The sequence below is a fragment of the Micromonospora sp. SH-82 genome (assembly GCF_051132485.1).
GTDB lineage: Bacteria > Actinomycetota > Actinomycetes > Mycobacteriales > Micromonosporaceae > Micromonospora.
Genome location: NZ_CP148049.1, coordinates 2964862 through 2990698 on the forward strand (window position 1 = coordinate 2964862; position 25837 = coordinate 2990698).

Annotated in this window: 22 protein-coding genes; 17 read left to right on the forward strand and 5 right to left on the reverse strand. The window is 71.3% G+C overall.

The annotated features are described in order from the left end of the window. The first annotated feature begins 45 nt into the window (after positions 1–45). The 3 genes from dnaE to WHN02_RS13665 all read left to right on the forward strand — a co-directional run bounded on the left by dnaE (position 46) and on the right by WHN02_RS13665 (position 5388). Positions 46–3582, forward strand: coding sequence for a DNA polymerase III subunit alpha (dnaE, locus tag WHN02_RS13655; protein WP_434743657.1), 3537 nt, complete (start codon positions 46–48; stop codon positions 3580–3582). Between the two features lie 70 nt (positions 3583–3652). Then, positions 3653–4690: an aminotransferase class V-fold PLP-dependent enzyme gene (locus tag WHN02_RS13660; protein WP_434743658.1), complete on the forward strand. Its 1038-nt coding sequence runs from the start codon at positions 3653–3655 to the stop codon at positions 4688–4690. A gap of 86 nt (positions 4691–4776) precedes the next feature. Then, positions 4777–5388: a transcriptional regulator gene (locus WHN02_RS13665; RefSeq protein ID WP_434743659.1), complete on the forward strand. Its 612-nt coding sequence runs from the start codon at positions 4777–4779 to the stop codon at positions 5386–5388. 56 nt (positions 5389–5444) lie between these two features. Here the strand turns inward: WHN02_RS13665 and WHN02_RS13670 are convergent, their stop codons facing one another. Further along, positions 5445–6014 carry a TetR/AcrR family transcriptional regulator gene (locus WHN02_RS13670; RefSeq protein ID WP_434743660.1) on the reverse strand — a complete coding sequence of 190 codons (570 nt, stop codon included), beginning with the start codon at positions 6012–6014 and terminating at the stop codon, positions 5445–5447. Between the two features lie 55 nt (positions 6015–6069). Between WHN02_RS13670 and WHN02_RS13675 the strand changes: the two genes are divergently transcribed. The 9 genes from WHN02_RS13675 (at position 6070) to WHN02_RS13715 (ending at position 16706) form a co-directional block, all read left to right on the forward strand. Next, on the forward strand, positions 6070–7131 hold the full coding sequence (locus WHN02_RS13675; RefSeq protein WP_434743661.1) for an FAD-dependent oxidoreductase: 1062 nt from the start codon (positions 6070–6072) through the stop codon (positions 7129–7131). A gap of 212 nt (positions 7132–7343) precedes the next feature. Continuing rightward, on the forward strand, positions 7344–7871 hold the full coding sequence (ruvC, locus tag WHN02_RS13680; protein ID WP_434743662.1) for a crossover junction endodeoxyribonuclease RuvC: 528 nt from the start codon (positions 7344–7346) through the stop codon (positions 7869–7871). Beyond that, on the forward strand, positions 7868–8470 hold the full coding sequence (ruvA, locus tag WHN02_RS13685) for a Holliday junction branch migration protein RuvA (RefSeq protein ID WP_434743663.1): 603 nt from the start codon (positions 7868–7870) through the stop codon (positions 8468–8470). Before ruvC ends, ruvA begins: the two co-directional genes overlap by 4 nt. 40 nt (positions 8471–8510) lie before the next feature. Continuing rightward, positions 8511–9575: a Holliday junction branch migration DNA helicase RuvB gene (gene ruvB, locus WHN02_RS13690; protein WP_434743664.1), complete on the forward strand. Its 1065-nt coding sequence runs from the start codon at positions 8511–8513 to the stop codon at positions 9573–9575. Between the two features lie 139 nt (positions 9576–9714). Continuing rightward, positions 9715–10080, forward strand: a complete 366-nt coding sequence (yajC, locus tag WHN02_RS13695) for a preprotein translocase subunit YajC (protein ID WP_434743665.1) — start codon at positions 9715–9717, stop codon at positions 10078–10080. Between the two features lie 216 nt (positions 10081–10296). After that, complete coding sequence (gene secD / locus WHN02_RS13700) at positions 10297–12165, forward strand: protein translocase subunit SecD (protein WP_434743666.1); 1869 nt, start codon at positions 10297–10299, stop codon at positions 12163–12165. A gap of 3 nt (positions 12166–12168) precedes the next feature. Beyond that, entirely contained in the window at positions 12169–13362 is a 1194-nt protein-coding gene (secF, locus tag WHN02_RS13705; RefSeq protein WP_434743667.1) for a protein translocase subunit SecF, read from the forward strand. Between the two features lie 94 nt (positions 13363–13456). Beyond that, a complete protein-coding gene (locus tag WHN02_RS13710; RefSeq protein WP_350898530.1) occupies positions 13457–14020 on the forward strand; it encodes an adenine phosphoribosyltransferase in 564 nt (187 codons plus the stop codon). A 169-nt stretch (positions 14021–14189) separates the two neighbouring features. Continuing rightward, positions 14190–16706, forward strand: coding sequence for a RelA/SpoT family protein (locus WHN02_RS13715; protein ID WP_434743668.1), 2517 nt, complete (start codon positions 14190–14192; stop codon positions 16704–16706). Between the two features lie 66 nt (positions 16707–16772). Here WHN02_RS13715 and WHN02_RS13720 read toward each other — a convergent pair whose 3' ends face one another. Beyond that, a complete protein-coding gene (locus tag WHN02_RS13720; protein WP_434743669.1) occupies positions 16773–17600 on the reverse strand; it encodes a peptidylprolyl isomerase in 828 nt (275 codons plus the stop codon). Positions 17601–17718: 118 nt separating this feature from the next. Further along, positions 17719–18573, reverse strand: a complete 855-nt coding sequence (locus tag WHN02_RS13725; RefSeq protein ID WP_434743670.1) for a peptidylprolyl isomerase — start codon at positions 18571–18573, stop codon at positions 17719–17721. Positions 18574–18798: 225 nt separating this feature from the next. Between WHN02_RS13725 and WHN02_RS13730 the strand changes: the two genes are divergently transcribed. The 3 genes from WHN02_RS13730 (at position 18799) to WHN02_RS13740 (ending at position 21961) form a co-directional block, all read left to right on the forward strand. Beyond that, positions 18799–19512: an MBL fold metallo-hydrolase gene (locus WHN02_RS13730; protein ID WP_434743671.1), complete on the forward strand. Its 714-nt coding sequence runs from the start codon at positions 18799–18801 to the stop codon at positions 19510–19512. A 98-nt stretch (positions 19513–19610) separates the two neighbouring features. Continuing rightward, complete coding sequence (gene hisS, locus WHN02_RS13735) at positions 19611–20939, forward strand: histidine--tRNA ligase (RefSeq protein ID WP_434743672.1); 1329 nt, start codon at positions 19611–19613, stop codon at positions 20937–20939. A gap of 83 nt (positions 20940–21022) precedes the next feature. Continuing rightward, entirely contained in the window at positions 21023–21961 is a 939-nt protein-coding gene (locus WHN02_RS13740) for an acyl-ACP desaturase (RefSeq protein ID WP_434743673.1), read from the forward strand. Between the two features lie 311 nt (positions 21962–22272). On the opposite strand, the gene WHN02_RS13745 is transcribed toward WHN02_RS13740, so the two are convergent. Then, positions 22273–22806, reverse strand: coding sequence for a PaaI family thioesterase (locus WHN02_RS13745; protein WP_434743674.1), 534 nt, complete (start codon positions 22804–22806; stop codon positions 22273–22275). A gap of 57 nt (positions 22807–22863) precedes the next feature. Here WHN02_RS13745 and WHN02_RS13750 point away from each other — a divergent pair, with 57 nt between their 5' ends. After that, entirely contained in the window at positions 22864–23340 is a 477-nt protein-coding gene (locus WHN02_RS13750) for a winged helix-turn-helix transcriptional regulator (protein ID WP_434743675.1), read from the forward strand. A 154-nt stretch (positions 23341–23494) separates the two neighbouring features. Here the strand turns inward: WHN02_RS13750 and WHN02_RS13755 are convergent, their stop codons facing one another. Next, entirely contained in the window at positions 23495–24373 is an 879-nt protein-coding gene (locus tag WHN02_RS13755; protein ID WP_434743676.1) for a GDSL-type esterase/lipase family protein, read from the reverse strand. Between the two features lie 222 nt (positions 24374–24595). On the opposite strand from WHN02_RS13755, the gene WHN02_RS13760 reads away from it, so the two are divergent. Further along, positions 24596–25642: a S1 family peptidase gene (locus WHN02_RS13760; RefSeq protein ID WP_434743677.1), complete on the forward strand. Its 1047-nt coding sequence runs from the start codon at positions 24596–24598 to the stop codon at positions 25640–25642. Positions 25643–25837: the final 195 nt, after the last annotated feature.

Here is a 25837-nt window from a genome sequence, read left to right on the forward strand (position 1 = left end):
GCTTGATCTCTCGCAGACCCATGACTCGATCCGGGGGGACGCTCCATGGGCGATTCGTTCGCGCATCTGCACGTGCACACCGAGTACTCGATGCTCGACGGAGCCGCCCGGCTCAAGGACCTCTTCGCCGAGGCCAACCGGCTGGGGATGCCGGCGGTGGCGATCACCGACCACGGCAACATGCACGGCGCGAACGACTTCTACAAGCAGGCGATGGCCGCCGGGGTGAAGCCGATCCTGGGCGTCGAGGCGTACGTCGCCCCGGAGTCGCGCTACCACAAGAAGCGGGTCAAGTGGGGCCGCCCCGAGCAGAAGCGCGACGACATCTCCGGTAACGGGGCGATCACCCACAAGACCATGTGGGCGGCGAACAAGACCGGCCTGCAGAACCTGTTCACCCTCAACTCGCGCGCCTCCATGGAGGGCCACTACGTCAAGTGGCCCCGGATGGACATGGAGCTGATCGCCGAGCACGCCGAGGGGATCATCGCCACCACCGGGTGCCCGTCCGGGGCGGTGCAGACCCGGCTGCGGCTGGGGCAGTTCGACGAGGCGATCAAGGTGGCCTCGGCGTACCAGGACATCTTCGGCAAGGAGAACTACTTCCTGGAGATCATGGATCACGGCCTCGACATCGAGCGCCGGGTCCGGGAGGGGCTCACCGAGATCGGCCGCAAGCTCGGCATCCCCCCGGTGGTCACCAACGACTCGCACTACACCCACGAGGCCCAGGCCACCGCGCACGACGTGCTGCTGTGCGTGCAGACCGGCAGCAACATCGACGACCCGAACCGGTTCCGGTTCGAGGGGGGCGGCTACTTCGTCAAGTCCGCCGACCAGATGCGGGCTGTGGACTCCTCCGAGCTGTGGCAGGAGGGCTGCCGCAACACCCTGCTGGTGGCGGAGAAGGTCGACCCGGCGGGGATGTTCGAGTTCCGCAACCTGATGCCCCGGTTCCCGGTGCCCGAGGGGGAGACCGAGGAGTCCTGGTTCCGCAAGGAGACCTTCAGGGGGCTGGGACGGCGTTACCCGAACGGCATCCCCGAGGGGCACGTGGTCCAGGCCGAGTACGAACTCGGCGTCATCATCCAGATGGGCTTCCCGTCGTACTTCCTCGTGGTCGCCGACTTCATCCAGTGGGCGAAGAACCAGGGCATCGCGGTGGGGCCGGGCCGGGGCTCGGCGGCCGGGTCCCTCGTCGCGTACGCGCTGGGCATCACCGACCTGGACCCGATCCCGCACGGGCTGATCTTCGAGCGGTTCCTCAACCCCGAGCGGGTCTCCATGCCGGATGTCGACATCGACTTCGACGAGCGTCGGCGCGGTGAGGTGATCAAGTACGTCACCGACAAGTGGGGTGACGACAAGGTCGCCCAGATCGCGACCTTCGGCACGATCAAGGCGAAGGCCGCGATCAAGGACTCGGCCCGGGTGCTCGGGTACCCGTACGCGGTGGGGGACCGGATCACCAAGGCCATGCCCCCGGCGGTGATGGGCAAGGACATCCCCCTGGAGGGGATCTTCGACGCCAAGCACCCCCGGTACGCCGAGGCCGGTGAGATCCGGGGCATGTACGACTCCGAGAGCGACGTCAAGAAGGTGATCGACACCGCTCGGGGGATCGAGGGGCTGATCCGGCAGACCGGTGTGCACGCCGCCGGGGTGATCATGTCCGCCGAGCCGATCATCGAGCACATCCCGTTGATGCGCCGGGACTCCGACGGGGTGATCATCACCCAGTTCGACTACCCGACCTGCGAGTCGCTCGGGTTGTTGAAGATGGACTTCCTCGGTCTGCGGAACCTGACGATCATCGACGACGCGGTCAAGAACATCCAGCTCAACCACGGCAAGGAACTCGACCTCCTGGGGTTGGAGCTGAACGACAAGGCGGCCTACGAGCTGCTGGCCCGGGGCGACACCCTGGGCGTGTTCCAGCTCGACGGCGGGCCGATGCGGTCGCTGCTGCGGATGATGAAGCCCGACAACTTCGAGGACATCTCCGCCGTCCTGGCGCTCTACCGTCCCGGCCCGATGGGCGTGGACTCGCACACCAACTACGCGTTGCGCAAGAACGGCCTCCAGGAGATCACCCCGATCCACCCGGAGCTGGAGGAGCCGCTGCGGGAGATCCTCGCCCCCACCTACGGTCTGATCGTCTACCAGGAGCAGGTGCAGCGCGCCGCGCAGATCCTCGCCGGGTACACCCTGGGCCAGGCCGACCTGCTGCGCCGGGCGATGGGCAAGAAGAAGAAGGAGATCCTGGACAAGGAGTTCATCCCGTTCCGCGACGGCTGTCGGGAGCACGGGTACTCCGACGAGGCGATCCAGAAGGTCTGGGACGTCCTGGTCCCGTTCGCCGGGTACGCCTTCAACAAGGCCCACTCGGCGGCGTACGGCCTGGTGTCGTACTGGACGGCGTACCTGAAGGCGCACTACCCGGCCGAGTACATGGCGGCGCTGCTCACCTCCGTCGGCGACGACAAGGACAAGATGGCGCTGTACCTGTCCGAGTGCCGCCGGATGCGGATCCAGGTCCTGCCGCCTGAGGTGAACACCTCCGCCGGGCCGTTCACCCCGGTCGGCAAGGAGATCCGGTTCGGGCTCGGTGCGGTGCGCAACGTCGGCGCGAACGTCGTCGCCTCGGTCATGCGCTGCCGTGAGGACAAGGGCGACTACGCCGACTTCTACGACTTCCTGTCGAAGGTCGACGCGGTGGTCTGCAACAAGAAGACGATCGAATCGCTGATCAAGGCCGGTGCGTTCGACGCGTTGAAGCACTCCCGCAAGGGGCTGCTCGCCGTGCACGCCGACGCGATCGACGCGTACGCCGACGTCAAGCGCAAGGAGGCCGTCGGCCAGTACGACCTCTTCGGTGCCGGTTTCGGCGAGGCCGAGACGGCCACCGGCAGTACCACGGTGATGCCCGTCATCGGGGAGAGCGAGTGGGACAAGCGGGACAAGCTGGCCTTCGAGCGGGAGATGCTCGGCCTCTACGTCTCCGACCATCCGCTCTTCGGCCTGGAACACGTCCTCGGCGCGGCGGCGGACACCACCATCTCCGCCCTCTCCGAGGAGGGGACCGTCCCGGACGGGGCGGTGGTCACCCTCGCCGGGATCCTCTCGGGGGTACAGCGCCGGGTCACCAAGCAGGGCCGGGCGTGGGCGTCGGCGACCCTGGAGGACCTCGCCGGCGGGGTGGAGACGCTGTTCTTCCCCAACACGTACGAGGTGGTCGGGCAGTACATCGCCGAGGACGCGATCGTGGTGGTGAAGGGGCGGGTGGACCGTCGGGACGACACCCCCCGGATCATGGCGATGGACATGCAGATGCCGGACGTCACGAGCAACTCGGCGAACAAGCCGGTCACCCTCACCATCCCGGTGCACCGGCTCACGCCACCGCTGGCCGACCGCCTCAAGGAGACCCTCCTGCTGCACCCCGGCGACACCGAGGTGCACGTCAAGCTGAACCGTCGGGACCGGGTCGAGACCTGGCGACTCGGCCTGTTCCGGGTCGCCCCCACCACCGCCCTGATGGGTGACCTCAAGAGCGTGCTCGGCCCCGCGAACGTCAGCTGAGCAGCCCCGACGGCCACCGGGGCGGAATTGGCTCTGCCGACCCGCCCCACCCGTCGCTAGCGTCGGACCGGTGGAACTGGCACAGGCACAACGGCTCTGGCACCCCGAACCGGGTTGGCTGAACACCGCCAGCTACGGGCTGCCGCCCGACTCGTCGTGGGACGCCCTCCAGGCGGCCCTGGCCGACTGGCGGGTGGGGCGTACCTCCTGGGAGGGGTGGGACGAGGCGACCGGCCGGTCCCGGGCGGCCTTCGCCGCCCTGGTGGGGGCACCGGTCGCCGACGTGACGGTCGGGGCCACCGCGGCGCAACTGCTCGCCCCGATCGCCGCCGCCATGCCCGCCGGGGCCACGGTCGTGGTCCCGGAGGTCGAGTTCACCACCAACCTCTTCCCGTGGCTGGTCCAGGCCGAACGCGGGGTCCGGGTCCGGACCGTCGCCCTGGACCGGCTGGTGGACGCCATCGACTCCGACACCGACCTCGTCGCGTTCAGCCTGGTGCAGTCCGCCGACGGGACGGTGGCGCCGTACGACCGGGTGGTGGCCGCCGCCCGGGCCCACGACGCGCTGGTGGTGGTGGACGCCACCCAGGCGTGTGGCTGGCTGCCGTTCGACGCCACCCTCGCCGACGCGGTGGTGGTGGCCGCGTACAAGTGGCTGATGGCGCCCCGTGGGGTGGCCTTCGGCTACCTCGCGCCGGGCCTGCGGGAGACGCTGCGCCCCGACACGGCCAGCTGGTACGCCGGGCAGGACCCGCACACCTCCTACTACGGCCCTCCGCTGCGGCTGGCCACCGACGCCCGACGGTTCGACCTCTCCCCGGCCTGGTTCAGTTTCGTCGCCGCAGCCCCGGCCCTGGAGTTGCTCGCCGAGGTGGGGACGGCCGCCGTCCGGGCGTACGACGTGGGGTTGGCCAACCGGTTCCTGACCGGGTTGGGGCAGCCCGAGGGGGACAGCGCCATCGTCGCCGTCGACGTGCCGCAGGCCGAGCAGCGGCTGGCCCGGGCCGGGGTGCGCGCGGCCGTCCGGGCGGGCCAGGTCCGTGCCTCGTTCCACCTCTACTCGACCGTGCAGGACGTGGACCTGGCGCTCGCCGCGTTGACCGACTGAGGGGCGCGGCCCGGGCGGGCGCATCCAGGGGCCGGGTTCCCGACGAATCTCTGCGGTAGTGACCGTCTACCCGCCGGGAGCGTCTGGTGCCGACCGATCCGATGCCGACCGACGCCGTGGAGACGACCCGTAAGCGGCTGTCGAGGGCGGCGGAGGATCTGGACACCAATCTCATCGCCGGTCTGGTGTCGGACAGCGCCGACCGGTTCGGGGTGGTGCCGTACTGGGAGCGGGTCTGCGTGCCGCTGCTGGCGGCGTCGCCGGGTCGGGAACCCACCGAGATCGCCGTGGAGCACGCGTTGTCCGAGGGGATTCGGGTCGGGTTGGACGTGCACCGGCGGCACCCTCGGCGGCCGTACGCCCCGGACGGGGTGTTGTTGGCCGGTGCGGAGCAGGAACTGCACTGCCTCGGGCTGCACGCGCTCGCCGCGGCCCGGCGTGAGCTGCGCCGGGGCAGCCTCCTGCTCGGCCCGGCGCTGCCCTGGGCGGGGCTGGCCGGGGCGGTGTACCGGGCCCGTCCCCACTCGGTGGTGGTCTGGGCGCAGACCCCGGTCACCGGCCGGACGTACCGCCTGATCCGGTTCGCCAGGGACTTCCCGTCGGTCCGGGTCCTCGCCGCCGGGCCGGGGTGGATCGAACCACTGCCGTCGTCGATCATCCGGTTGGTGGGTCTCGCGGAGGCCGTTCGGGTCTGCTGAGCCCCGGCGGCCGGGTGCGGAGTCCGCTTACCGAGCCAGAAAGGCCACCGGCCGGGTCAGGAGTCGGACGGTCGGGTCAGGAGTCCGGTCAGGAGGGCGGTGAGGGCGGTCTCCGGGGCGAAGTCGGGCTCCGGGTGGGCGAGCTGGCCGACCAGCAGGCCTTCGACGAGGTCGAGCAGGACCCGGAAGTGGGCCTGCGGGTCGGTCGAGCCCAACCCCGTCATCAGCGGTACCCCCCACCCGGCCAGCCGCTGTCGCCCGGCGGTGATGGCCGGGCGCAGTTCGGGCCGGACGGCCGCCTCGAGGAACAGGGAGTGCCGGGCCAGGACCAGGTCCCGTCGGTCGGCGGTGAACTGTCGGAGCAACCTGCCGAGCACCGTCACGAATCCGGCGACGTCTGCGGGGACGAGGTCGACGGCGAGCGCGTCCCACGCCGCCGTCTCCACCTCCACCAGCCGCTCCAGGACCCCGGTGAGCAGCGCGTCGCGGGTCCGGAACTGGTTGGAGGTGGAGCCCTGGGGCAGCCCGGCTTCCTGGTCCACGGCGCGGTGGGTGAGCTGGCGGAGTCCCCGGGTGCCGAGGACCCGGATCGCCGCGTCGAGCAGGTGCTGCCGCCGATCTGTCACCCGGTCACACTACAGGCGTAGTCAGGGTCACTACATCTGTAGTACGGTGCGGGGCATGGGTCGACGAGCGGTGGTCGTGGGTGGCGGGATCGGTGGACTGGCGACGGCGATCGGTCTGCGTCGCCGAGGGTGGACGGTGACGGTCCTGGAACGGGAGGCCGACCTCCCGACGACCGGCACCGGCCTGGGCATCTGGCCCACCGCCCTGCGCGCCCTGGACGACCTGGGCGTGGGGGAACAGGCCCGACGGCGGGGGAGACCCCAGCTCGGCGGCGAGTTCCGCCGCCCCGACGGCACCCGGATCGCCACCATGGACACCGGCCGGCTCGCCCGCCGGCACGGCGACACCGTCCACCTCCTCGGTCGACCCGTCCTCCTGCGGCTGCTCGCCGAGGCGCTCCCCGAGGGCGTGGTGCGCTTCGCCGAACCGGTGACCTCGTCGGCCGGCCTCGCCGCCGACCACGACCTGGTGGTCGGCGCCGACGGCCTGCGCAGCGCGGTCCGGTCCGCCCTGTACGGCGACAGGTACCCCCTGCGGCACGCCGGTGTCGTGGCCTGGCGTGGCCTGGCCCCCCTGGACGTCGCCGTCGGCGGGGAGACCTGGGGGCGGGGGGCGAAGTTCGGCCTCACCCCGGTGGGACCCGGCCGGACCAACTGGTACGCCGTCCGCACCGCCCCGGCCGGGTGGCGTCCCGCCGACGGGCACCCGGCCGAACTGCGCCGGGTCTTCGGCGACTGGCACGACCCGATCCCGCGCCTGCTGGACACGATGGACCCGGCCGAGGTGCTCTGCCACGACGTCCACGACCTCACCCCGCTGCCGAGCTACGTCGACGGTCACGTCGCCCTGCTCGGCGACGCCGCCCACGCGATGACCCCCGACCTGGGGCAGGGCGCCTGCCAGGCACTGATCGACGCGGTGGTGCTGGCCGAGTGCCTGGGCCCGGACGTCGACGTCGCGGCGGGGCTGCGGGAGTACGACAGGCGCCGTCGCCCGCCCACCCGGCGGATGGTGGCCCTGGCCCGGGGCGCCGGACGGCTGGCCCGCCTCCGGCGTGGCACCCGGCTGCGCGACGCCGCCCTGCGGCTGGCCGTCGTGGCCGGTCCGCCCGGCTGACCCCCACCGCCCCGGTCCGCATCCCGACTGTCCCGGCGTGATTCGGCGCCCCGCCCGCCCCGGCGTGAGGTGGCCCGTCCCGTCGCGTCCCGGCTGCCCCGGCGTGACCCGGCCCGCCTCGGCGTGTCCCGGCGTGTCCCCCGGCGCGCCCGATGCGGCCGACAAGTAGGGTGTCGAACACACGTACTGCTGACGACCGGGGAGGGGGCGGCGTGCGCGTGCTCGGCGTCGACCCGGGGCTGACCCGGTGCGGGGTCGGCGTGGTGGAAGGCGTGCCGGGGCGACCGTGCACGCTCGTGGCCTACCACGTCGTCCGGACCGAACCCGACGAGGAACTGCCGATCCGCCTGCTGCACCTGGACCGCGCCCTCACCGACCTGGTCGCCGAGTACCGGCCGGACGCGGTCGCCGTCGAGCGGGTGTTCAGTCAGCACAACGTCCGTACGGTGATGGGCACCGCCCAGGCCAGCGGGATCGCCGTCCTGGCGGGCGCCCGGGCCGGGCTCCCGGTGCAGACGTACACCCCCAGCGAGGTGAAGGCCGCCGTGACCGGTTCCGGTCAGGCCGACAAGCGGCAGATGACGATGATGGTGACCCGACTGCTCCGGCTGGCCGAGCCGCCCAAGCCGGCCGACGCCGCCGACGCCCTCGCGTTGGCGATCTGCCACGTGTGGCGCGGGGGGACCCGGTCGAAGCTCGCCGCGGCGGCCGAGCGGGTCCGACGAGGAGGAACGAGATGATCGCCAGCGTCAGCGGGACCGTCGTCGCGACCGGTCCGGACCACGCGGTGGTGGAGGTCGGGGGGGTCGGGCTCGCCGTCCAGTGTTCCCCCGGCACCCTTGCCGGACTGCGGGTCGGCACGGCGGCCCGGTTGGCCACCAGCCTGGTCGTCCGAGAGGACTCGTTGACCCTCTACGGCTTCGCCGACGACGACACCAAGGCGCTGTTCGAGCTGCTCCAGACCGCCAGCGGGGTGGGTCCCCGACTCGCCCAGGCGGTGCTCGCCGTCCTCACCCCCGACGAGGTCCGTAAGGCCGTCGCCAACGCCGACACGGCGGTGCTGACCCGGGTGCCCGGGATCGGCAAGAAGGGTGCCGAGCGGCTGGTCCTCGAACTGCGCGACCGGATCGGTCCGGTCCCGGTGGGCGCCGACGGGGCCGCCGGGGTCACCGGCGGGGCCTGGCCGGAGCAGGTCCGGCAGGCGCTCGTCGGACTCGGCTGGACGGCCGGACAGGCCGACCAGGCGGTGGCGGCGGTCGCCGAGACGGTCGACGGGCCGACCCCGCCGGTGCCGGTCCTGCTGAAGCAGGCCATCCGCCTCCTGGGCCGGACCCGATGACGGCGGGGACCCACCGGCGGCAGCGAACGAGGGACACCCGATGACGGAGCCCAACCTGGTCTCGGCGTACGCCACCGACGCCGAGCGGGAGGCGGAGGTCAGCGTCCGGCCCCGTCGGCTGGCCGAGTTCATCGCCCAGCACCGGGTCCGCGACCAGCTCGACCTGCTGTTGCAGGGGGCGATGCGACGCGGTACCCCGCCGGACCACATCCTGCTCTCCGGTCCTCCCGGGCTGGGCAAGACCTCCCTGGCGAACATCGTCGCCGCCGAGTTGGGCACCAGCATCCGGGTGACTAGCGGCCCGGCGATCGAGCGCTCCGGTGACCTGGCCGCCATCCTGACCGGTCTCGCCCCGGGCGACGTGCTGTTCATCGACGAGATCCACCGGATCGCCCGGCCGGCCGAGGAGCTGCTCTACAGCGCCATGGAGGACTTCCGGGTCGACGTGGTGGTCGGCAAGGGACCGGGGGCCACCGCCATCCCCCTGGACGTGGAGCCGTTCACCCTGGTCGGGGCGACGACCCGGTCCGGTCTGCTGACCGGGCCGATGCGGGACCGCTTCGGCTTCGTCGCCCACCTGGACTTCTACGCCCCGGCCGACCTGGAGACGCTCCTGCACCGCTCGGCCCGGATCCTCGGGGTGCCGATCACCGACGACGGGGCCGCCGAGGTCGCCGGTCGGTCCCGGGGCACCCCCCGGATCGCCAACCGGCTGCTGCGCCGGGTCCGCGACTACGCCGAGGTCCGGGCGGACGGGGTGGTCACCCTGGAGACCGCCCGCGCCGCACTCACCGTGTACGACGTCGACGCCCTGGGCCTGGACCGGCTGGACCGGGCGGTCCTCACCAGCCTGGTCGACTCGTTCCGGGGCGGTCCGGTGGGGCTCTCCACCCTCGCCGTGGCGGTGGGGGAGCAGCCGGACACCGTCGAGGAGGTCTGCGAACCGTTCCTGGTCCGGGCGGGGTTGCTGGCACGCACCCCGCGTGGGCGGGTGGCCACCGAGGCGGCCTGGCACCATCTCGGCCGTATTCCACCGAATGGTACATTTGGTGCCGATGTTCCTCCCGTGCCCGATCTCTTCTCCCGGGCGCCCGATCAGGCGTGATCCGTTCGTGATCTGTGCCGCATTCGGCGTTCCCAGGTGCAGGGACTAGACTCGCCGCGGTCTGTACAGGACGTGAGATATCGCCTCCGCTCCGGCGCCCACCGTGCCGGAGGGTGGGCTGATGGGAAGGTCGACAACCGTGCTAATCGCAGCAGAAGGCGGCGGAGGAGGCGGCGGCAGCTTCATGCCGCTGTTGATGATCGCACTGCTCTTCGGCGTCATGTACTTCATGATGATCCGTCCGCAGCAGAAGCGGCGCCGTGAGGCTGAGCAGATGCAGTCCGCGCTGGCCCCCGGCGACGAGGTGGTCACCATCGGCGGGCTCTACGGCACGGTCACCGGTGTCGACGACGAGACCGTCCTGCTGGAGGTCGCACCCGGCGTGCAGACCCGGTACGCCCGCCCGGCCATCGCCCGGGTCGTCAAGCGCGCCGAGCAGGAGGAGGACGTGGAGGCCACCCCGGCCGCCTCCACGGCGGAAAACGCCGAAGTCGTCAAGGAGTAGTACCGCGCCCGCAGGGCAGCGGATATCGTCACAAGTGGATAGTTGGGTCGGTCTACCACGTCGGCACGTACCCACCCCCGCTCGCGTCGCCCCCCGGCGGCGTGAGGGGTTCGTGCGGCGTGGTCCCCGACCAGGCACAGCCGTCGCCGGGACCCCCGGCCCGAGATCCGCAGCCGTGCAACCAGCGGCGCGACCGTTACAGGGAGACAGACAGCCGTGGCACCACCTCAGGGACAGATGCGCCCCGGACGGCAGCTCGCCGTACTCGGGGCCATCTTCATCGTCCTCTATCTCTTGGTGTTCTTCGCAGCAGGTGCCAGCGGTGGGTGGAAGGAACGGTTGGAGCCCCGACTCGGTCTGGACCTGGTCGGCGGCACCCGGCTGACGCTGGAGGCGACGAACACCGTCGACGGCCGGCCCCCGACCTCCGAGAACCTCGAAGAGGCTCGACAGATCATCGAGAACCGGGTCAACGCCTACGGTGTGGCCGAGGCCGAGGTGATCACCGAGGGCGACCGGAACATCGTGATCTCCCTGCCGGGCGAGAACCGGGACCTCAGCGACGTCGGTAGCGCCGCCGAGCTGCGATTCCGCAAGCTCCTCAAGGCCACCGACGGCAGCGGGGTGCTCAACGCCCCGGTGCCGCCGGAGGCGGGTGCACCGGTGCCGTCGCCGTCGGGCAGCGCCGCCCCCTCCCCGTCGGGCAGCGTCGAGCCGGAGGTCACCTCCTCCCCGTCCGGCGGACAGGGCGGGATGGCCCCCACCCCGTCGCCGGACGCGTCGGCAGCCGAGCCCTCGCCGAGCGCCGAGGCGCCGGTGGTCGAGGGGATCGAGGCACAGCGCAAGGCGGTCGAGGAGAAGGTCGGCGCCGAGGCGTGGCAGACCGCCAACGGGCTCCAGGCCCCGGCGGACCTGGCCACCGACCCGTCGCTGGCCGACAAGCTCAAGCCGTTCGGTGAACTCACCCCGCGTGAGGTCGCGGTCCTGCCGGTGCCGGTCCAGTACAACGTCCCGACCATCGGCTGCGCCCAGCTCGACGAGCGTCCGCCGGCGTCGATCAAGGACGAGACCCAGCAGGCCGTGGCCTGCGAGAGCGGCATCAAGTACCTGCTCGACCAGGCGAAGGTGCTGGGCACCGACGTCAGTGACGCGAACGCGGTGCTCGACCAGACCAGCCAGTGGGTGGTCAGCCTCGACTTCCAGCGCAGCGGCCAGGAGAAGTGGACCAACCTGACCCGCGAGGCGTTCAACAACGAGGGTCAGGCCTGCGAGGCCAGCGCCCTGGGCCAGGACGGCAAGTGCCGGGTCGCGGTCGTGCTGGACAACCGGATCGTCTCCTCGCCGGAGATCCAGGGTGTGCTCACCGGTAGCTCCCAGATCACCGGTAGCTTCACCCAGGCCGACGCGGCGGAGCTGGCCGGCAACCTGCGCTACGGTGCGCTCCCGGTGACCTTCGAGGAGCAGGAGCAGCAGAACGTCACCGCCACCCTCGGTGAGAGCCACCTGCGGGCTGGTCTGCTCGCCGCCGCGATCGGCATGCTGCTGGTGATCATCTACTCGTTCTTCTACTATCGGCTGCTCGGCTCGGTCATCTTCCTGAGCCTGGTGCTCTCGGCGCTGCTGCTCTTCGGGGCGCTGGTGTTCCTCGGCCGGTCGATCGGCTTCACCCTGACCCTCGCCGGCATCGCCGGAATCATCGTCTCGCTCGGTGTGGCGGCGGACTCCTTCGTCATCTACTTCGAACGATTGAAGGACGAGATCCGGGAGGGGCGCAGCCCACGCAGCGCCGTACCCCGGGCGTGGGTCCGGGCCCGCCGGACGATCATCTCGGCGAACGCGATCACCATCATGTCGGCGGTGGTCCTCTACGCCGTCTCCGTCGGCACCGTGAAGGGCTTCGCCTTCGCCCTCGGTCTGGCCACCGTGATCGACCTCCTGGTGGTCTTCCTCTTCCGTCACCCGATCATGGCGATGCTCGCCCGGACGAAGGCGTTCCTGTCCCCGCGGGTCAGTGGTCTGGGGCGGGCACTGCCGCCCCGGACGGAGCCGACCAACCCGCGCACCCGGCGCGTCAAGGAGGCCTGAGTCATGGCGGAAAACTCACTCGCAGCCCGGCTCTACCGGGGCGAGGCCGGGATCAACGTCGTCGGTCGGCGCAGGCTCTGGTTCTCGCTGGCCGGGGCACTCGTCCTGATCGCCCTGCTCAGCATCGGGGTCCGTGGGTTCAGCCTGGGCATCGAGTTCGCCGGTGGCAACTCGTTCCAGATCCCGGCCAGCGTGGGCACCCTCGCCGACGCCGAGGCCGAGGTGGAGTCGGTCCTCGGCAGCGCGGGCGGGGGCGCGGAACTGGTCACCGCCCAGCAGGTCGGTAACGCCAGCGGCAGCTTCTACGAGATGCGTACGTCGCAGCTGAGCACCGACGAGTCCAACGCGGTCCGGGCGGAACTGGCGCAGCGGTTCGCACTGCCTGTCGACCAGATCAGCGGCAACCAGGTCAGCCAGGCCTGGGGTCAGCAGGTCACCCAGCGGGCGCTGCTCGGTCTGGTCCTGTTCATCGCACTGGTCAGCCTCTACCTGGTGATCCGGTTCGAGTGGCGGATGGCGGCGGCGGCCGTCTTCTCCCTGGTGATGAACCTGATCCTGACCGCGGGTATCTACTCGCTCGTCGGGTTCGAGGTCACGCCGTCGACTGTCATCGGCTTCCTGACGATCCTCGGCTTCGCGTTGTACGACGTCGTGGTCATCTTCGACAAGGTGCAGGAGAACACCAGAGGCATCACCGCGAACAACACCATGACCTACGCCGACGCGACCAACCTGGCGATCAACCAGAGCCTGATGCGGTCGATCAACACGTCCGTGGTCGCCCTGCTCCCGGTGGGTGGTCTGCTCTTCATCGGTGCCGGTCTCTTCGGGGCGGGCACCCTGAAGGACCTCGGTCTGGTGCTCTTCGTCGGTATGGCGATGGCCTTCCTCACCTCGATCCTGCTGGCGACCACGCTGTTGGTCGTCCTGAAGAACCGGGAGCCGAGGATCCAGGCCCACAACAAGCGGGTCGAGGCCCGGGCGACCGCTCTGGGCCGGGGGGAGAGCCCCGGCAAGCGCGCGGCCCGCACCGACGACCCGGCCGACGAGGGCGAGCCCGACGAGGCGGAGGCCGGCACCCCGGCCCTGGCCGGGGCGGCACCGAAGGTCGGTGCCCGTCCGACGGGCAAGCGTCCCACCGGGGCCCGGGGCGGCCGCCCCGGGGGCAACCGTCCGGGTGGGGGCAAGCGACGCTGAGTCGCACCCGGTTACCACCGATCAGGCGGCGTCCTGCATGCTGTGCCAACGGCAGGCAGGGCGCCGTCGTCGTCGACAGGGGGATCAGAGCGCCGTGACGGATACTCACACCACCGTCCGTGGGGACAGCGGACCGGAGATGGCCCGGCTGGTGGCCGGGCGGGTGCTCGACGTCCCGGACTTCCCCACCCCCGGTGTCCTGTTCAAGGACCTGATGCCGTTCTTCGCCGACGGTGCGGTGTTCCGGGCGGCGACCGACGAGATCGTGGCCCACCACGGGCGGGACTCCTTCGACGTGGTGGCCGGGATCGAGGCGCGCGGGTTCGTGGTCGCCGCCGCGATCGCGTACGCCACCGGGGTCGGTGTGGTGCCGGTGCGCAAGGCCGGCAAACTGCCCCGTCCCGCCCACTCGGCCTCGTACGCCCTGGAGTACGGCGAGGCCACCCTGGAGGTGCACGAGGACGCCTTCACCGCCGGTCACCGGGTCCTGGTCGTTGACGACGTCCTCGCCACCGGCGGCACCGCCGAGGCGACCCTCGACCTTGTGGAACGGGCCGGCGGCACGGTGTCCGGCTTCTCCGTGGTCCTGGAACTGGCCTTCCTCGGCGGCCGGGACAGACTCGCCCCGCGTCCGCTCCATGCGCTGTTGACCGTTTGATCCGGTGACCGGTGCACCGATCCCGAACTGGTACGACCGGCGGAGCGGCGGGGCACGGTGCGTGCGGGTAGCATTGCCCCTTGCTGACCGGGCGGAACGCCCGGCAGTGTGAGACCAGGCCGGCCGGCGAGACGCCCCCGGCGCATCCCGGCGATCGGTGAGGAGGCCGGTGTCCCACGATGTCGTCCCTCCGGCGGAGGGCACGGTGCACCCCACAGGCGACGCTGACGGCTCCACGAGTGGCCGTAACGGCACCTCGACCCCCCGGACCACGGAGTCCGCCAACGGCGTCTCCGGGTCCACCCCGGCGGAGCGGGCGGGGGCTGCGCGGGTGGCTGCCGTCCCCGACGACGGTGCCGCCACCGGTTCGGCGGTCGTCGGCCTCGGGGTCGACGACGACCCCTCCCCGAGCATCGGGTTCGGGCTCTCCCACGCCCCGACCGGTCGACGGGTGCGGGCACGGTTGGCCCGGTTCAACGCGCCCTGGCAGTCGTCGCAGGTCAGCGAGGTGCTGGAGCCGCTGATCGCGCTGCACCGGGAGAACCACCCGAAGGCCGAGGCCCGCCTGTTGCAGCGGGCCTTCGACACCGCCGCCCGCTGGCACTCCGGGCAGTACCGCAAGTCCGGTGACCCGTACATCACCCACCCGCTCGCGGTGGCGACCATCCTGGCCACCCTGGGGATGGACACCACCACTCTGGTCGCCGCCCTCCTGCACGACACGATCGAGGACACCGAGTACACCCTCGACCAGATGCGGACCGACTTCGGGGGCGAGGTGACCCTCCTGGTCGACGGGGTCACCAAGCTCGACAAGGTCAAGCTGGGTGACGCGGCCAAGGCCGAGACCATCCGCAAGATGGTCGTGGCGATGGCGAAGGACCCCCGGGTCCTGGTGATCAAGCTGGCCGACCGGCTGCACAACATGCGGACCCTCTCCTTCCTGCCGGCACCCAAGCGGGAGCAGAAGGCGAAGGAGACGCTGGAGATCCTCGCCCCCCTCGCCCACCGCCTCGGTATGAACACGATCAAGTGGGAGTTGGAGGACCTGGCCTTCGGGACCCTCTTCCCGAAGCGGTACGAGGAGATCAACCGGCTGATCGGGGAGCACCAGCCGCAGCGCGAGTCGCTGCTCAAGCAGGTCACCCAGAAGGTCGGCACCGACCTCAAGGCCGCCAAGATCAAGGCGGAGACCACCGGCCGGCCGAAGCACCTCTACTCGATCTACCAGAAGATGATCGTGCGGGGGCGGGACTTCAACGACATCTACGACCTGGTCGGGGTGCGGATCCTGGTCGACACGGTGCGGGACTGCTACGCCGCCCTGGGTGTGATCCACGCGAACTGGCAGCCGGTCCCCGGCCGGTTCAAGGACTACATCGCGATGCCCAAGTTCAACATGTACCAGTCGTTGCACACGACTGTCATCGGGCCCACCGGCAAGCCGGTGGAGATGCAGATCCGGACGTACGCGATGCACCGCACCGCCGAGTTCGGCATCGCCGCGCACTGGAAGTACAAGGACCACAAGGGCACCCAGATCGTCGGTCCGCCCGCGCACATCGACGAGATGACCTGGCTGCGGCAGTTGTTGGACTGGCAGCGGGAGGCGGCCGACCCGAGCGAGTTCCTCGACGCGCTGCGGTTCGACCTGTCCAGCCAGGAGGTGTACGTCTTCACCCCCAAGGGTGACGTCATCCCGCTGCCCACCGGCTCCACCCCCGTGGACTTCGCGTACGCGGTGCACACCGAGGTCGGGCACAAGTGCATCGGTGCCCGGGTCAACGGCAAGCTGGTGCCCCTGGAGTCGACGCTCTCCAACGGCGACGTGATCGAGATCTTCACCTCGAAGTCCGACACGGCCGGCCCGACCCAGGACTGGCTCGGTTTCGTCAAGAGCCCCCGGGCCCGGACGAAGATCCGTCAGTACTTCAACAAGGAGCGGCGCGAGGAGGCGATCGAGGCCGGTAAGGACGCGATCGTCAAGGCGATGCGTAAGCAGGGCATGCCCCTGCAACGCATGCTGACCTCCGACAACCTGATGGCGATCGCCCGTGACCTGCACCTGGCCGACGCCGCCTCGCTGTACGCGGCGGTCGGCGACAGCCAGGTCTCGGCCCAGTCGGTGGTTCAGAAGCTGATGGCCACGTACGGCGGGGAGGAGGGCGCGGTCGAGGACATCGCCGAGACCGCCGTCGCCACCCGCCCGCCGCGCAGCCGGGCCAGCAGCCACGACCCCGGGGTGGTGGTCAGGGGGGTCAGCGACGTCTGGATCAAGCTGGCCCGCTGCTGCACCCCGGTGCCGCCGGACACCGTGTTCGGCTTCGTGACCCGCTCCGGCGGGGTGAGCGTGCACCGCGACGACTGCGCCAACGCCGAGGACCTCAGGGCCCAGGAGGAACGGGTCGTCGAGGTCAGCTGGAAGCTCACCTCGGCCTCCACGTTCCTGGTCGCCATCCAGGTGGAGGCGCTCGACCGGCACAAGCTGCTGGCCGACGTGACCCGGATGCTCTCCGAGGAACGGGTCAACATCCTCTCCGCCACCGTCACCACCACCCGGGACCGGGTGGCGGTGAGCCGGTTCAGCTTCGAGATGGCCGACCCCAAGCACCTGGGGCACCTGCTGGCCGCTGTCCGTAAGGTCGACGGGGTCTTCGACGCCTACCGGGTCACCTCCAACGCCTGAGGCGACCGGATCACGAGAAACGCCCGCCAGCGGGGCCGGGCGGGCGTTTCTCGGATGTGCCGAGGGTCAGGCGTCGGTCAGGGTGAGGTCGGTGATGACGACCTCCTTCTTCGGGTGGCCACCCCCGGCCTGCTGGGCGAACGCCCCGTCGTCACCGGCGGCGGCGACCTCCTTGACGATGTCCAGCCCCCCGGTGAGGGTGCCGAGGACCGTGTAGTTCGGGTCCAGCGGCGAGTCACCATAGACGATGAAGAACTGGCTGCCGGTGCTGTCTGGCCCGGCGTTGGCCATCGCGATGACGCCCTCCGGGTAGGGCGGGCGCTTGTCGGTCGGCAGGTTCTCCTCGGCGAGCCGGTAGCTCGGGCCGCCGATGCCGTCGGTGTCGCGCCACCCCTTCCCCGATGCGCTCGGGTCGCCGCACTGGAGGACCTTGATCCCCTCGGTGACCAGCCGGTGGCACTTGGTGTTGTCGAAGAAGTCCTCGGCGGCCAGGTGGGCGAAGCTGCCCGCGGTGCAGGGGACGGCGGCGCGGTCGACCCGGGCGGTGATCGGACCCAGGTTGGTGGTGATCGTCAGGGTCTGGACCCCGGTGTTCGGCTGCTCGGCGCCGGGCAGCCCGACATCCTTGATCTGTGGGGGCCGCTGGTCGGTGGGGACCTCGGTGAAGGCGCACTGGACCCGCCCGGCAGCCGGTCCGGCGGTCTGCTCCGGTTCGTCGCCGCCGAACTGGCCGGCCAGCCAGACCGAACCGGCCACCACCAGCACCAGGGCCCCTGCGGCTGCCACGATGGCCTGGGTCTGACGGCGCCTGCGGGCCTTGGCCGCACGTTCGGCCATGTCCTTCTCAAGTCGGGCCCGCGCCGCCGCGCGCTGCCGGTCTCTGGTGGACGTCACGCCTTGATCCTCCTGGACTGCTCGGGCGCCCTCTGGTGCCGCGTGGTCTGCTGGGCCGCCTCGCGCCGATCGGTCCCGGTGCCGGGCCGGCCCCTGGTCGAGGTGCGGGTGTGTCCCGTCAGCCGGCGTCGGGGCTGGCCGGGGCGGTGTCCTGCCCGGGCTGGCCGACGGTCAGCGTCTGGATCGTCACGTCGGTCTCGGGCTTGACCTTGTTCCCGACGGCGTCCTCGACCGTCGGCAGATCACCGATCTTCTCCACCACGTCCAGCCCCTCGGTGATCCGACCGATGACCGGGTACGTCGGCTCCTCCGGGTCGAAGTCCTCGAAGAAGAGCAGGAACTGACTGCCGTTGGCACCCGGCGCGGTGCCGATCATCGCCACGGTGCCCTTCGGGTAGGCCGGCTCCCCCTCGGGGGCGGGGCTGCCCGACGCCTCGGGGGTGCCGGTGGGGACGTTCTCGTTGTAGAAGGAGTAGGTGGGGCCGCCGATGCCGGTGCCGCTGGGGTCGCCGCAGCGCAGCGCCCCCTCCTCGGTGATCTCGTGACAGGTGGTGTTGTCGTAGAACGACCGCCCGGCCAGGTGGTCGATGCTCGCCGCGCTGCACGGCGCGACCGCCAGGTCCAGGGCGGCGGTGATCGTGCCCTGGCCGGTGGTGATCGTCATCGGGCGGGTGCCCTCGGTGGGCAGGTCGGCGGTGGGGGGCAGGCCGACGTCCTTGAGGCTGGTGTTGGCGTTGCCGTCCTGCGGCGTCCAGGCGCAGACCTCGTTGTCGAGGGCCGTCTGGTCGGCCGGTTCGGAGTCGAACGCACCGAACGCCCACGCCGAGCCGGCGACGATCAGCGCCAGCACCACGGCCACCCCGACACCGGCCTGGACCTGCCGGCGACGTTTGGCGGTGGCGGCCCGCCGGGCCTGCTGGCGGTCGAGCTTGGCCCGCGCCAGTTTGCGCTGCCGGTCCCTGCTGGAAGCCACCGGTGCACCCCTCTCCTCTACCCTGGTGGTCGCGAGTGGGCGGACGCGCCCGTCGGGTGTCACCGTGCGCCACGCCACACGCCCGCCAGAGTGTACGGGTAACAGCTGGGAAAGTCGTGTACGAGGTGGCGAACCGCCCCTCGGTGATCGGCGTCGCCGCCGGTGCCCCGATCACCGACGGCTAGGCTGCTGAGCGGATGACAGCTCGACGGAAGGGGCGCGGACGTGCTCGTGGCCGGCTTTCCCGCACAGGCGTTCGGCACCAACTGCTACGTGGTGGCTGCCGGGCCGGGGGAGCAGTGTGTGGTGGTCGATCCCGGGATCGGGGTCCTCGACCAGCTCGACGCCCTGCTCGCCGAGCACCGGCTGCATCCGGCGGCGGTGCTGCTCACCCACGGGCACCTCGACCACACCTTCTCGGTGGCACCGGTCTGCGGTGCCCGGGGCATCACCGCGTACGTGCATCCCGGCGACCGGGAGATGCTCGCCGACCCGGCCAAGGGGCTCTCCGCCGACCTCACCGCGCTGTTCGGGGGGCGGCTGCCCTACACCGAGCCGGAGGACGTCGCCGAGCTGACCGACGGGGGGACGCTGCACCTGGCCGGGCTGGAGATCACCGTCGACCACGCCCCTGGGCACACCGGCGGTTCGGTGCTGTTCCGGCTGCCAGCCGGGGAGGACCCGGCCTGGGAGGCCGAGCAGCTCTGCCTCTCCGGTGACGTGCTCTTCGCCGGGTCGATCGGCCGTACCGACCTGCCCGGGGGGAGCATGCCGGCGATGCTCACCAGTCTCCGCAAGAAGATCCTCCCGCTGGCCGACGACACCGTCGTCCTGCCGGGTCACGGCCCGGCCACCACGATCGGTCGGGAGCGCGCGACGAACCCGTACCTCGCCGAGGCGTCGGGTGCCGGGGGCGCCGCACCGACCCGCGGTCTGTGACCTCGGCGGCCCGGACTTCCCGCGCGGCCGGGGTCGGCCGCACCGACACACCTTCGCGTTCGCGCCGGATGGGCGCGGGCGGCGTGAACGGAGCATCGATGAGCAAGCCCACCCCCATCTCCGGGTTCCCGGAGTGGACTCCGCAGCAGCGGATGATCGAGCAGTACGTGCTGGACCGGATCCGCGGCACGTTCGAGCTGTACGGGTTCGCGCCGCTGGAGACCCGCGCGGTGGAGCCCCTCGACCAGCTGCTGCGCAAGGGGGAGACCTCCAAGGAGGTCTACGTGATCCGGCGACTGCACGACGAGGCGGGGACGTCGGGCGGGGACGACACCCTCGGTCTGCACTTCGACCTCACCGTCCCGTTCGCCAGGTACGTGCTTGAGAACGCCGGGAAGCTCCAGTTCCCGTTCCGTCGCTACCAGATCCAGAAGGTGTGGCGGGGGGAGCGCCCCCAGGAGGGGCGGTACCGGGAGTTCGTCCAGGCCGACATCGACATCGTCGACCGGGACACCCTGGCCTCCCACCACGAGGCGGAGATGCCCCTGGTGATCGGGGACGCGCTCCGGTCGCTGCCGATCCCGCCGGTGACGATCCAGGTCAACAACCGCAAGATCTGTGAGGGTTTCTACCGGGGGATCGGGCTGACCGACCCGGAGGCGACGCTGCGGGCGGTGGACAAGCTCGACAAGATCGGTCCGGCGAAGGTGGCCGACCTGCTCGCCGAGACCGCCGGGGCGAGCCGGTCACAGGCCGAGGCGTGCCTGGCGTTGGCGGGGATCTCCGCACCCGACGCCTCGTTCGCCGACGCCGTCCGGGCGCTCGGGGTCAGTGACCCCCTGCTCGACGAGGGGCTCGCCGAGCTGGTGACGGTCGTCGAGACCGCTGCCGAGCACGCGCCCGGCCTCTGCGTGGCAGACCTGCGCATCGCCCGGGGCCTGGACTACTACACCGGCACCGTCTACGAGACCCAGCTCGCCGGGTACGAGCGGTTCGGGTCGATCTGCTCCGGCGGCCGGTACGACACACTGGCCAGCGCGGGCGCTGTCGCGTACCCGGGGGTGGGGATCTCGATCGGGGTGACCCGCCTGCTCGGCCTGCTCTTCGGTGCCGGGGAGCTGTCGGTGTCCCGGTCGGTGCCGACCTGTGTCCTGGTCGCGGTGACCAGTGAGGATCAGCGGGCGGCGAGCAACCGGGTCGCCGAGGCGTTGCGTCGGCGGGGGATCGCGACCGAGGTGTCGCCGAGCGCGGCGAAGTTCGGCAAGCAGATCCGGTACGCCGAGCGGCGCGGAGTGCCGTACGTGTGGTTCCCCGGGGTCGAGGGGGCATCCGACGAGGTCAAGGACATCCGCTCCGGTGAGCAGGTGAGCGCGGTGGCGGACCGGTGGAGCCCGCCTGTGACGGACCTGCGGCCGGTGGTGACCTGAGTCGCCACCCCGTCGACGTTACTGGCGCGTACGCCGGATGCGACCTACGGTGGCGTAAGTTACGCCACCGTAGGGAGATCCTCGTGACCGCACTGAGTCAGACCGCCCTGCTCCACGAACTCGAACCCGTGGTGGAGCGGAACCTCAACCGTCACCTCACCATGGCCAAGGAGTGGTTCCCCCACGAGTACGTGCCGTGGAGCGAGGGACGGACCTTCTCCGGTCCCCTCGGCGGCGAGGCGTGGACCGAGGCGGACACGACCCTGCCCGACGTGGCCCGGACCGCCCTGATCGTCAACCTCCTCACCGAGGACAACCTCCCCGCGTACCACCACCAGATCGCCACCCTCTTCGGTCGGGACGGGGCCTGGGGGACCTGGGTGAACCGGTGGACGGCGGAGGAGGGGCGGCACGGCATCGCCATCCGCGACTACCTGACCGTCACCCGGGCGGTGGACCCGGTGGCCCTGGAGCGGGCCCGGATGGTGCACATGGCCCACGGGTACTCCAACGCCCACGACCACCACATGCTCAACTCCCTGGCGTACGTCTCCTTCCAGGAGTTGGCGACCCGGATCTCGCACCGCAACACCGGCAAGGCCACCGGCGACGCCGTCTGCGACGCCCTGCTGGGCCGCATCGCCGCCGACGAGAACCTGCACATGGTCTTCTACCGCAACCTGCTCGGGGCGGCGTTCGAGGTGGACCCGGACCAGACCATGCAGGCGGTCGCCGACGTGATCACCAACTTCGAGATGCCGGGAGTGGGCATCGAGGGCTTCACCCGCAAGTCGGTGCAGATCGCCCTGGCCGGCATCTACGACCTGCGCCAGCACCGCGACGAGGTGGTGGTGCCGGTCCTGCGCCAGTGGGACGTCTTCAACGTCTCCGGGCTGGGCCCCGACGGGCAGGCCGCCCAGGAGCGGATCGGCCGGCACCTGGACGACCTGGAGAAGGCCGCGGCCCGCTTCGAGGAGAAGCGCGACGCCCGCCAGGCCCGCCTGGCCGCCGCCGCCCGCTGACCCCGCCCTCGGGGCCGTCCACGACGCAGCCCCGTGCCCGATACCCCGGCCCCGCCGGGTCGACCCCCTGACGGTGGGGGGCGTCGACCCGGCGGGGCCGTCGGCTTCTCCGGGGTCGTGCCACGCCGCCGGGGTCCTGCCGGGTCTCCGGGGTCGTGCCAAGCCGCCGGGGTCCTGCCGAGGCGCCGGGGGTAACCCGGGTCGGCCGGGCTCCCCGGTGCGGTCGGGCTTCCGGCTTCCGGTGGTGCGGCGGCCCGGACCGGTCGGGTCAGCCCAGCCCAGCCCGGCCCGGTCGGGTCAGGTCGGGTCGGTCAGGTCGGGTCAGGTCGGGTCGGGAGTTCCGACAGGGGGAAGGTCAGGCAGGTCGAGGTGGCGTGGGCGACCAGCCGGGACCGGGAGTCGGTGAGCCGGGCCTCGGCGAGAGCGGTGCGCCGCCCCTGCTGCAGGATCGTCGCCTCGCAGCGCAGCAGCCCCGAGGCGATGGTGACCGGCCGGAGGAACTTCACGTTCAGGTCCACGGAGGTGTAGCCGACCCCGGCCGGCAGGGTGGTGTGCACCGCGCAGGCCGCCGCCGTGTCCAGCAGGGTGGAGACGACACCGCCGTGCACGGTGCCCAGGGGGTTGTAGTGGAACTCCTGGGGCACCAGCTCCACCGCCACCCACCCCTGCCGGGCCTCCATCCGGCTCATCCCGATCAGGTGGATGACCGGGGGCGCGGCGATCTCCCCGTCGATCATCGCCTGGAGGGTCTCCAGGCCGCTGCGTCGGCCCAGGTGGTGGGCGTGGGCGGTCGGGTCGGACCAGGAGAAGGTACGGCTGCGCGCCACGTCCTGAGTCTGTGTCATGGACGCAGCCTGCCAGGACGTTGCTGAGTCTGTCAATCAGATCTAGCCTTGGTGGTCATGGAGCCCGAGTCGCTGGACTGGTCGATGGAGAACTGCACCATCGCGCGGGCGATGGAGATCCTCGGCGAGAGGTGGACCCTGGTGATCCTCCGGGAGGTGTTCAGCGGGGTCCGCCGCTTCGAGGACGTCCGGGCCCGCACCGGCATGCCCCGGCAGGTGCTGACCAACCGGCTGGCGATGCTGGTCGAGCAGGGGGTGCTGCGCCGCGAGCCGTACCGGGAGCCGGGCAGCCGGGCGCGGCACGAGTACCGGCTCACCGAGATGGGTCTGGGTCTGGGTCCGGTCCTGATCGCCGTGTTGGACTGGGGGGACCGGCACCTCGCCGACCCGGAGGGCTCCCCGCTCCGGGTCGAGCACCGGGAGTGCGGGGCCGACGTCCACGTCGAACTCCACTGCGAGCGGGGCCACCCGATCACCTCCCCCCGCGAGATGGCGCTCCGCCCCGGCCCGGGAGCCCACCGCCCACCCACCTGACCACCCCGCCTTAGCCCTGCGCCCCGCCCCCGACGGCGTTGACCAAGGGGTTTGCGTCAGGGATCGCGCCCTGGGTGACGCAAACCCCTTGGTCAACAGGGTGGGTCCGGGGGAGGTGGGGTGGGGGTGGGGGTTCAGCGGGGTGGGGTGGGGGTCACCAGGTGAAGCCGGCTGCGTAGGAGACCGAGGCCAGGGCCTGCTGGCCGGCGCTGTTGGGGTGGAAGTAGTCCCAGGTGGAGAGCTGGTTGAGGGTGAAGGGGTAGCGGAAGACCGCGTTGCCGTCGAAGCGGCAGTTCGACCCGTACGCCGTGCAGGCCTGGGCGAGCTGGGTGTTGTAGTCGACGACCCGCTGTCGTACCCGGTTGCGCCGGTCGGTGTCGGCCTGGCTGGTGGAGGTCGGGTTGGCCAGGAGCGACTGGCAGATTCCGAAGAGGGACCAGGCGCTGCGGGCGCCGCTGCTGTCCTTGCCCACCGACCAGAGGCGGTGCACGTCCGGGATGCTGATCACCAGCACCCGGGCCTGGGGTAGGCCGCTGCGAAGGCGGTTGAGGGCCGCGTCGATGTTGGCCCGGAAGGTGGCCGTCGAGGTCATCGCCGACTCCGAACCGGTGCAGGCGTCGTTGGCCCCGATCAGCAGGGTGACGTACCCGGCTCCCTGGCTGACCGCCGTACCCGCCTGACCGGCCATGTCCGCGGACTTCGCCCCGGTGCGGGCGGCGTTGTGGTTGCGCCCGGAGATGGCCGGCTCCAGGGCGCGGATGCGTAGGTAGTGGCTGTTGACGGCGGAGTTGTCGCCGGTGGAGAAGGATCGGGCGGTGCAGTCGACGTACCACCCGCAGGCGTTGAATCCCCGGGTGATCGAGTCTCCGAGGCTGGCCATGGAGGTGGGGGCCGCCTGGGTGGTCGGGGGGGCGGCGGCGGCGGGGTCGGCGAGGGTGAGGGGGAGCAGGGCTGCGCAGGCGGTGACGAACGCCAGGGCGCGGCGGGACAGGGGCATGGTGGCCTCCGGTTCGCGGGTGCCGGGACGGAACACGGTGACCAGATGGTATTGATAACTGTCTGTGTCCACAATGTTTCTGTTAGATCACTCCATGCGGGGGAGGTAGGGAATGGTATGGATCAAGGGGCTTGTTAACGATCTTAAGTATGTGAATACTTCACCGAGAAGCGGCCGGTTTCCCCAGACCCGCCGCGTTCACCCCCCTTTGGGCATGTCCTCCCCGGTGTGCCCGACTCTCCCTCCGGAGGTACACAGATGCGACCCACGAGGTCTACGTTCCGCCGTGCCGCCACCGTCGTCGCTGCCGGCACCCTGGTCGCCGGCGTGCTGGCCGGCGCACCCGCCCAGGCCGCGACGATCGCCTCCCCCGACGCCGCCGCCGGCCTCGCCGAGCGCCTGGGCGACCGGGCCGCCGGAACCTACGCCGACGCCACCGGCAAGATGGTCGTCCCGGTGACCGACGCCGCCGCCGCCCGTCAGGTCGCCGCCAACGGCGCGATCCCGAAGCTGGTCGAGCGCGGTGCCGCCGAGCTGGCCCGGGCCGCCGGCGAGCTGGACCGCTCCATCCACATCCCCGGGACCGCCTGGTGGACCGACCCGACCACCAACCAGGTCGTCGTCTCCGTCGACAGCACCGTGACCGGGGCGAAGCTGGAGCGGGTCCGGGCCGCCGCCGCCAAGAGCAACGGCGCGGTACGGATCGAGGCCGAGGCCGGGGTGCTGAGCACCAAGATCTCCGGTGGCCAGGCCATCTACGCCGGCGGCGGGGGCCGGTGCTCGCTGGGCTTCAACGTCCGCAGCGGCAGCACCTACTACTTCCTGACCGCCGGACACTGCACGAACATCTCCGCGAGCTGGTTCTCCAACTCCGGGCAGACCGCGACCCTCGGCACCCGTACCGGCAGCAGCTTCCCGGGCAACGACTACGGCATCGTCCGGCACAGCAACGCCGCCAACGCCGCCGGGGACGTCTCCCTCTACAACGGCTCGGTCCGGGACATCACCAGCGCGGGTAACGCCTTCGTCGGACAGTCGGTGCAGCGCTCCGGCAGCACCACCGGGCTGCGCAGCGGCTCGGTGACCGCCCTCAACGCCACCGTCAACTACGCCGAGGGCCGGGTCACGGGCATGATCCGTACCAACGTCTGCGCCCAGCCGGGTGACAGCGGCGGATCGCTGTTCAGCGGCAGCGTCGCGCTGGGCCTGACCTCGGGCGGCAGCGGCAACTGCAGCATCGGCGGCACCACCTTCTTCCAGCCGGTCGGCGAGGCGCTGAGCGCCTACGGGGTCAGCATCTTCTGATCGATCCTCTGGTCGAGGGCACCACACGAACCAGGGCGGGCCGCCGGGACACCCCCGGCGGCCCGCCTTCGTGCGCGCCCGGCGTGCCCGGCTCGGGACCTGCGCCCGGCTCGCGTCCTGTGTCCGGCTCGGCATCCGCGCCCGGCTCGGGACCTGCGCCCGGTTTGGCCCCGCGCCCGGCATACCCGGGGCGGG

What these genes read in the sequence shown, in the direction of transcription:
- WHN02_RS13750 (WP_434743675.1), top strand. Translation starts at nt 22,864, where the DNA reads ATGGAGCCCGAGTCGCTGGACTGGTCGATGGAGAACTGCACCATCGCG.
- secF (WP_434743667.1), top strand. Translation starts at nt 12,169, where the DNA reads ATGGCGGAAAACTCACTCGCAGCCCGGCTCTACCGGGGCGAGGCCGGG.
- dnaE (WP_434743657.1), top strand. Translation starts at nt 46, where the DNA reads ATGGGCGATTCGTTCGCGCATCTGCACGTGCACACCGAGTACTCGATG.
- ruvB (WP_434743664.1), top strand. Translation starts at nt 8,511, where the DNA reads ATGACGGAGCCCAACCTGGTCTCGGCGTACGCCACCGACGCCGAGCGG.
- WHN02_RS13745 (WP_434743674.1), bottom strand. Translation starts at nt 22,806, where the DNA reads ATGACACAGACTCAGGACGTGGCGCGCAGCCGTACCTTCTCCTGGTCC.
- WHN02_RS13675 (WP_434743661.1), top strand. Translation starts at nt 6,070, where the DNA reads ATGGGTCGACGAGCGGTGGTCGTGGGTGGCGGGATCGGTGGACTGGCG.
- WHN02_RS13760 (WP_434743677.1), top strand. Translation starts at nt 24,596, where the DNA reads ATGCGACCCACGAGGTCTACGTTCCGCCGTGCCGCCACCGTCGTCGCT.
- ruvA (WP_434743663.1), top strand. Translation starts at nt 7,868, where the DNA reads ATGATCGCCAGCGTCAGCGGGACCGTCGTCGCGACCGGTCCGGACCAC.
- hisS (WP_434743672.1), top strand. Translation starts at nt 19,611, where the DNA reads ATGAGCAAGCCCACCCCCATCTCCGGGTTCCCGGAGTGGACTCCGCAG.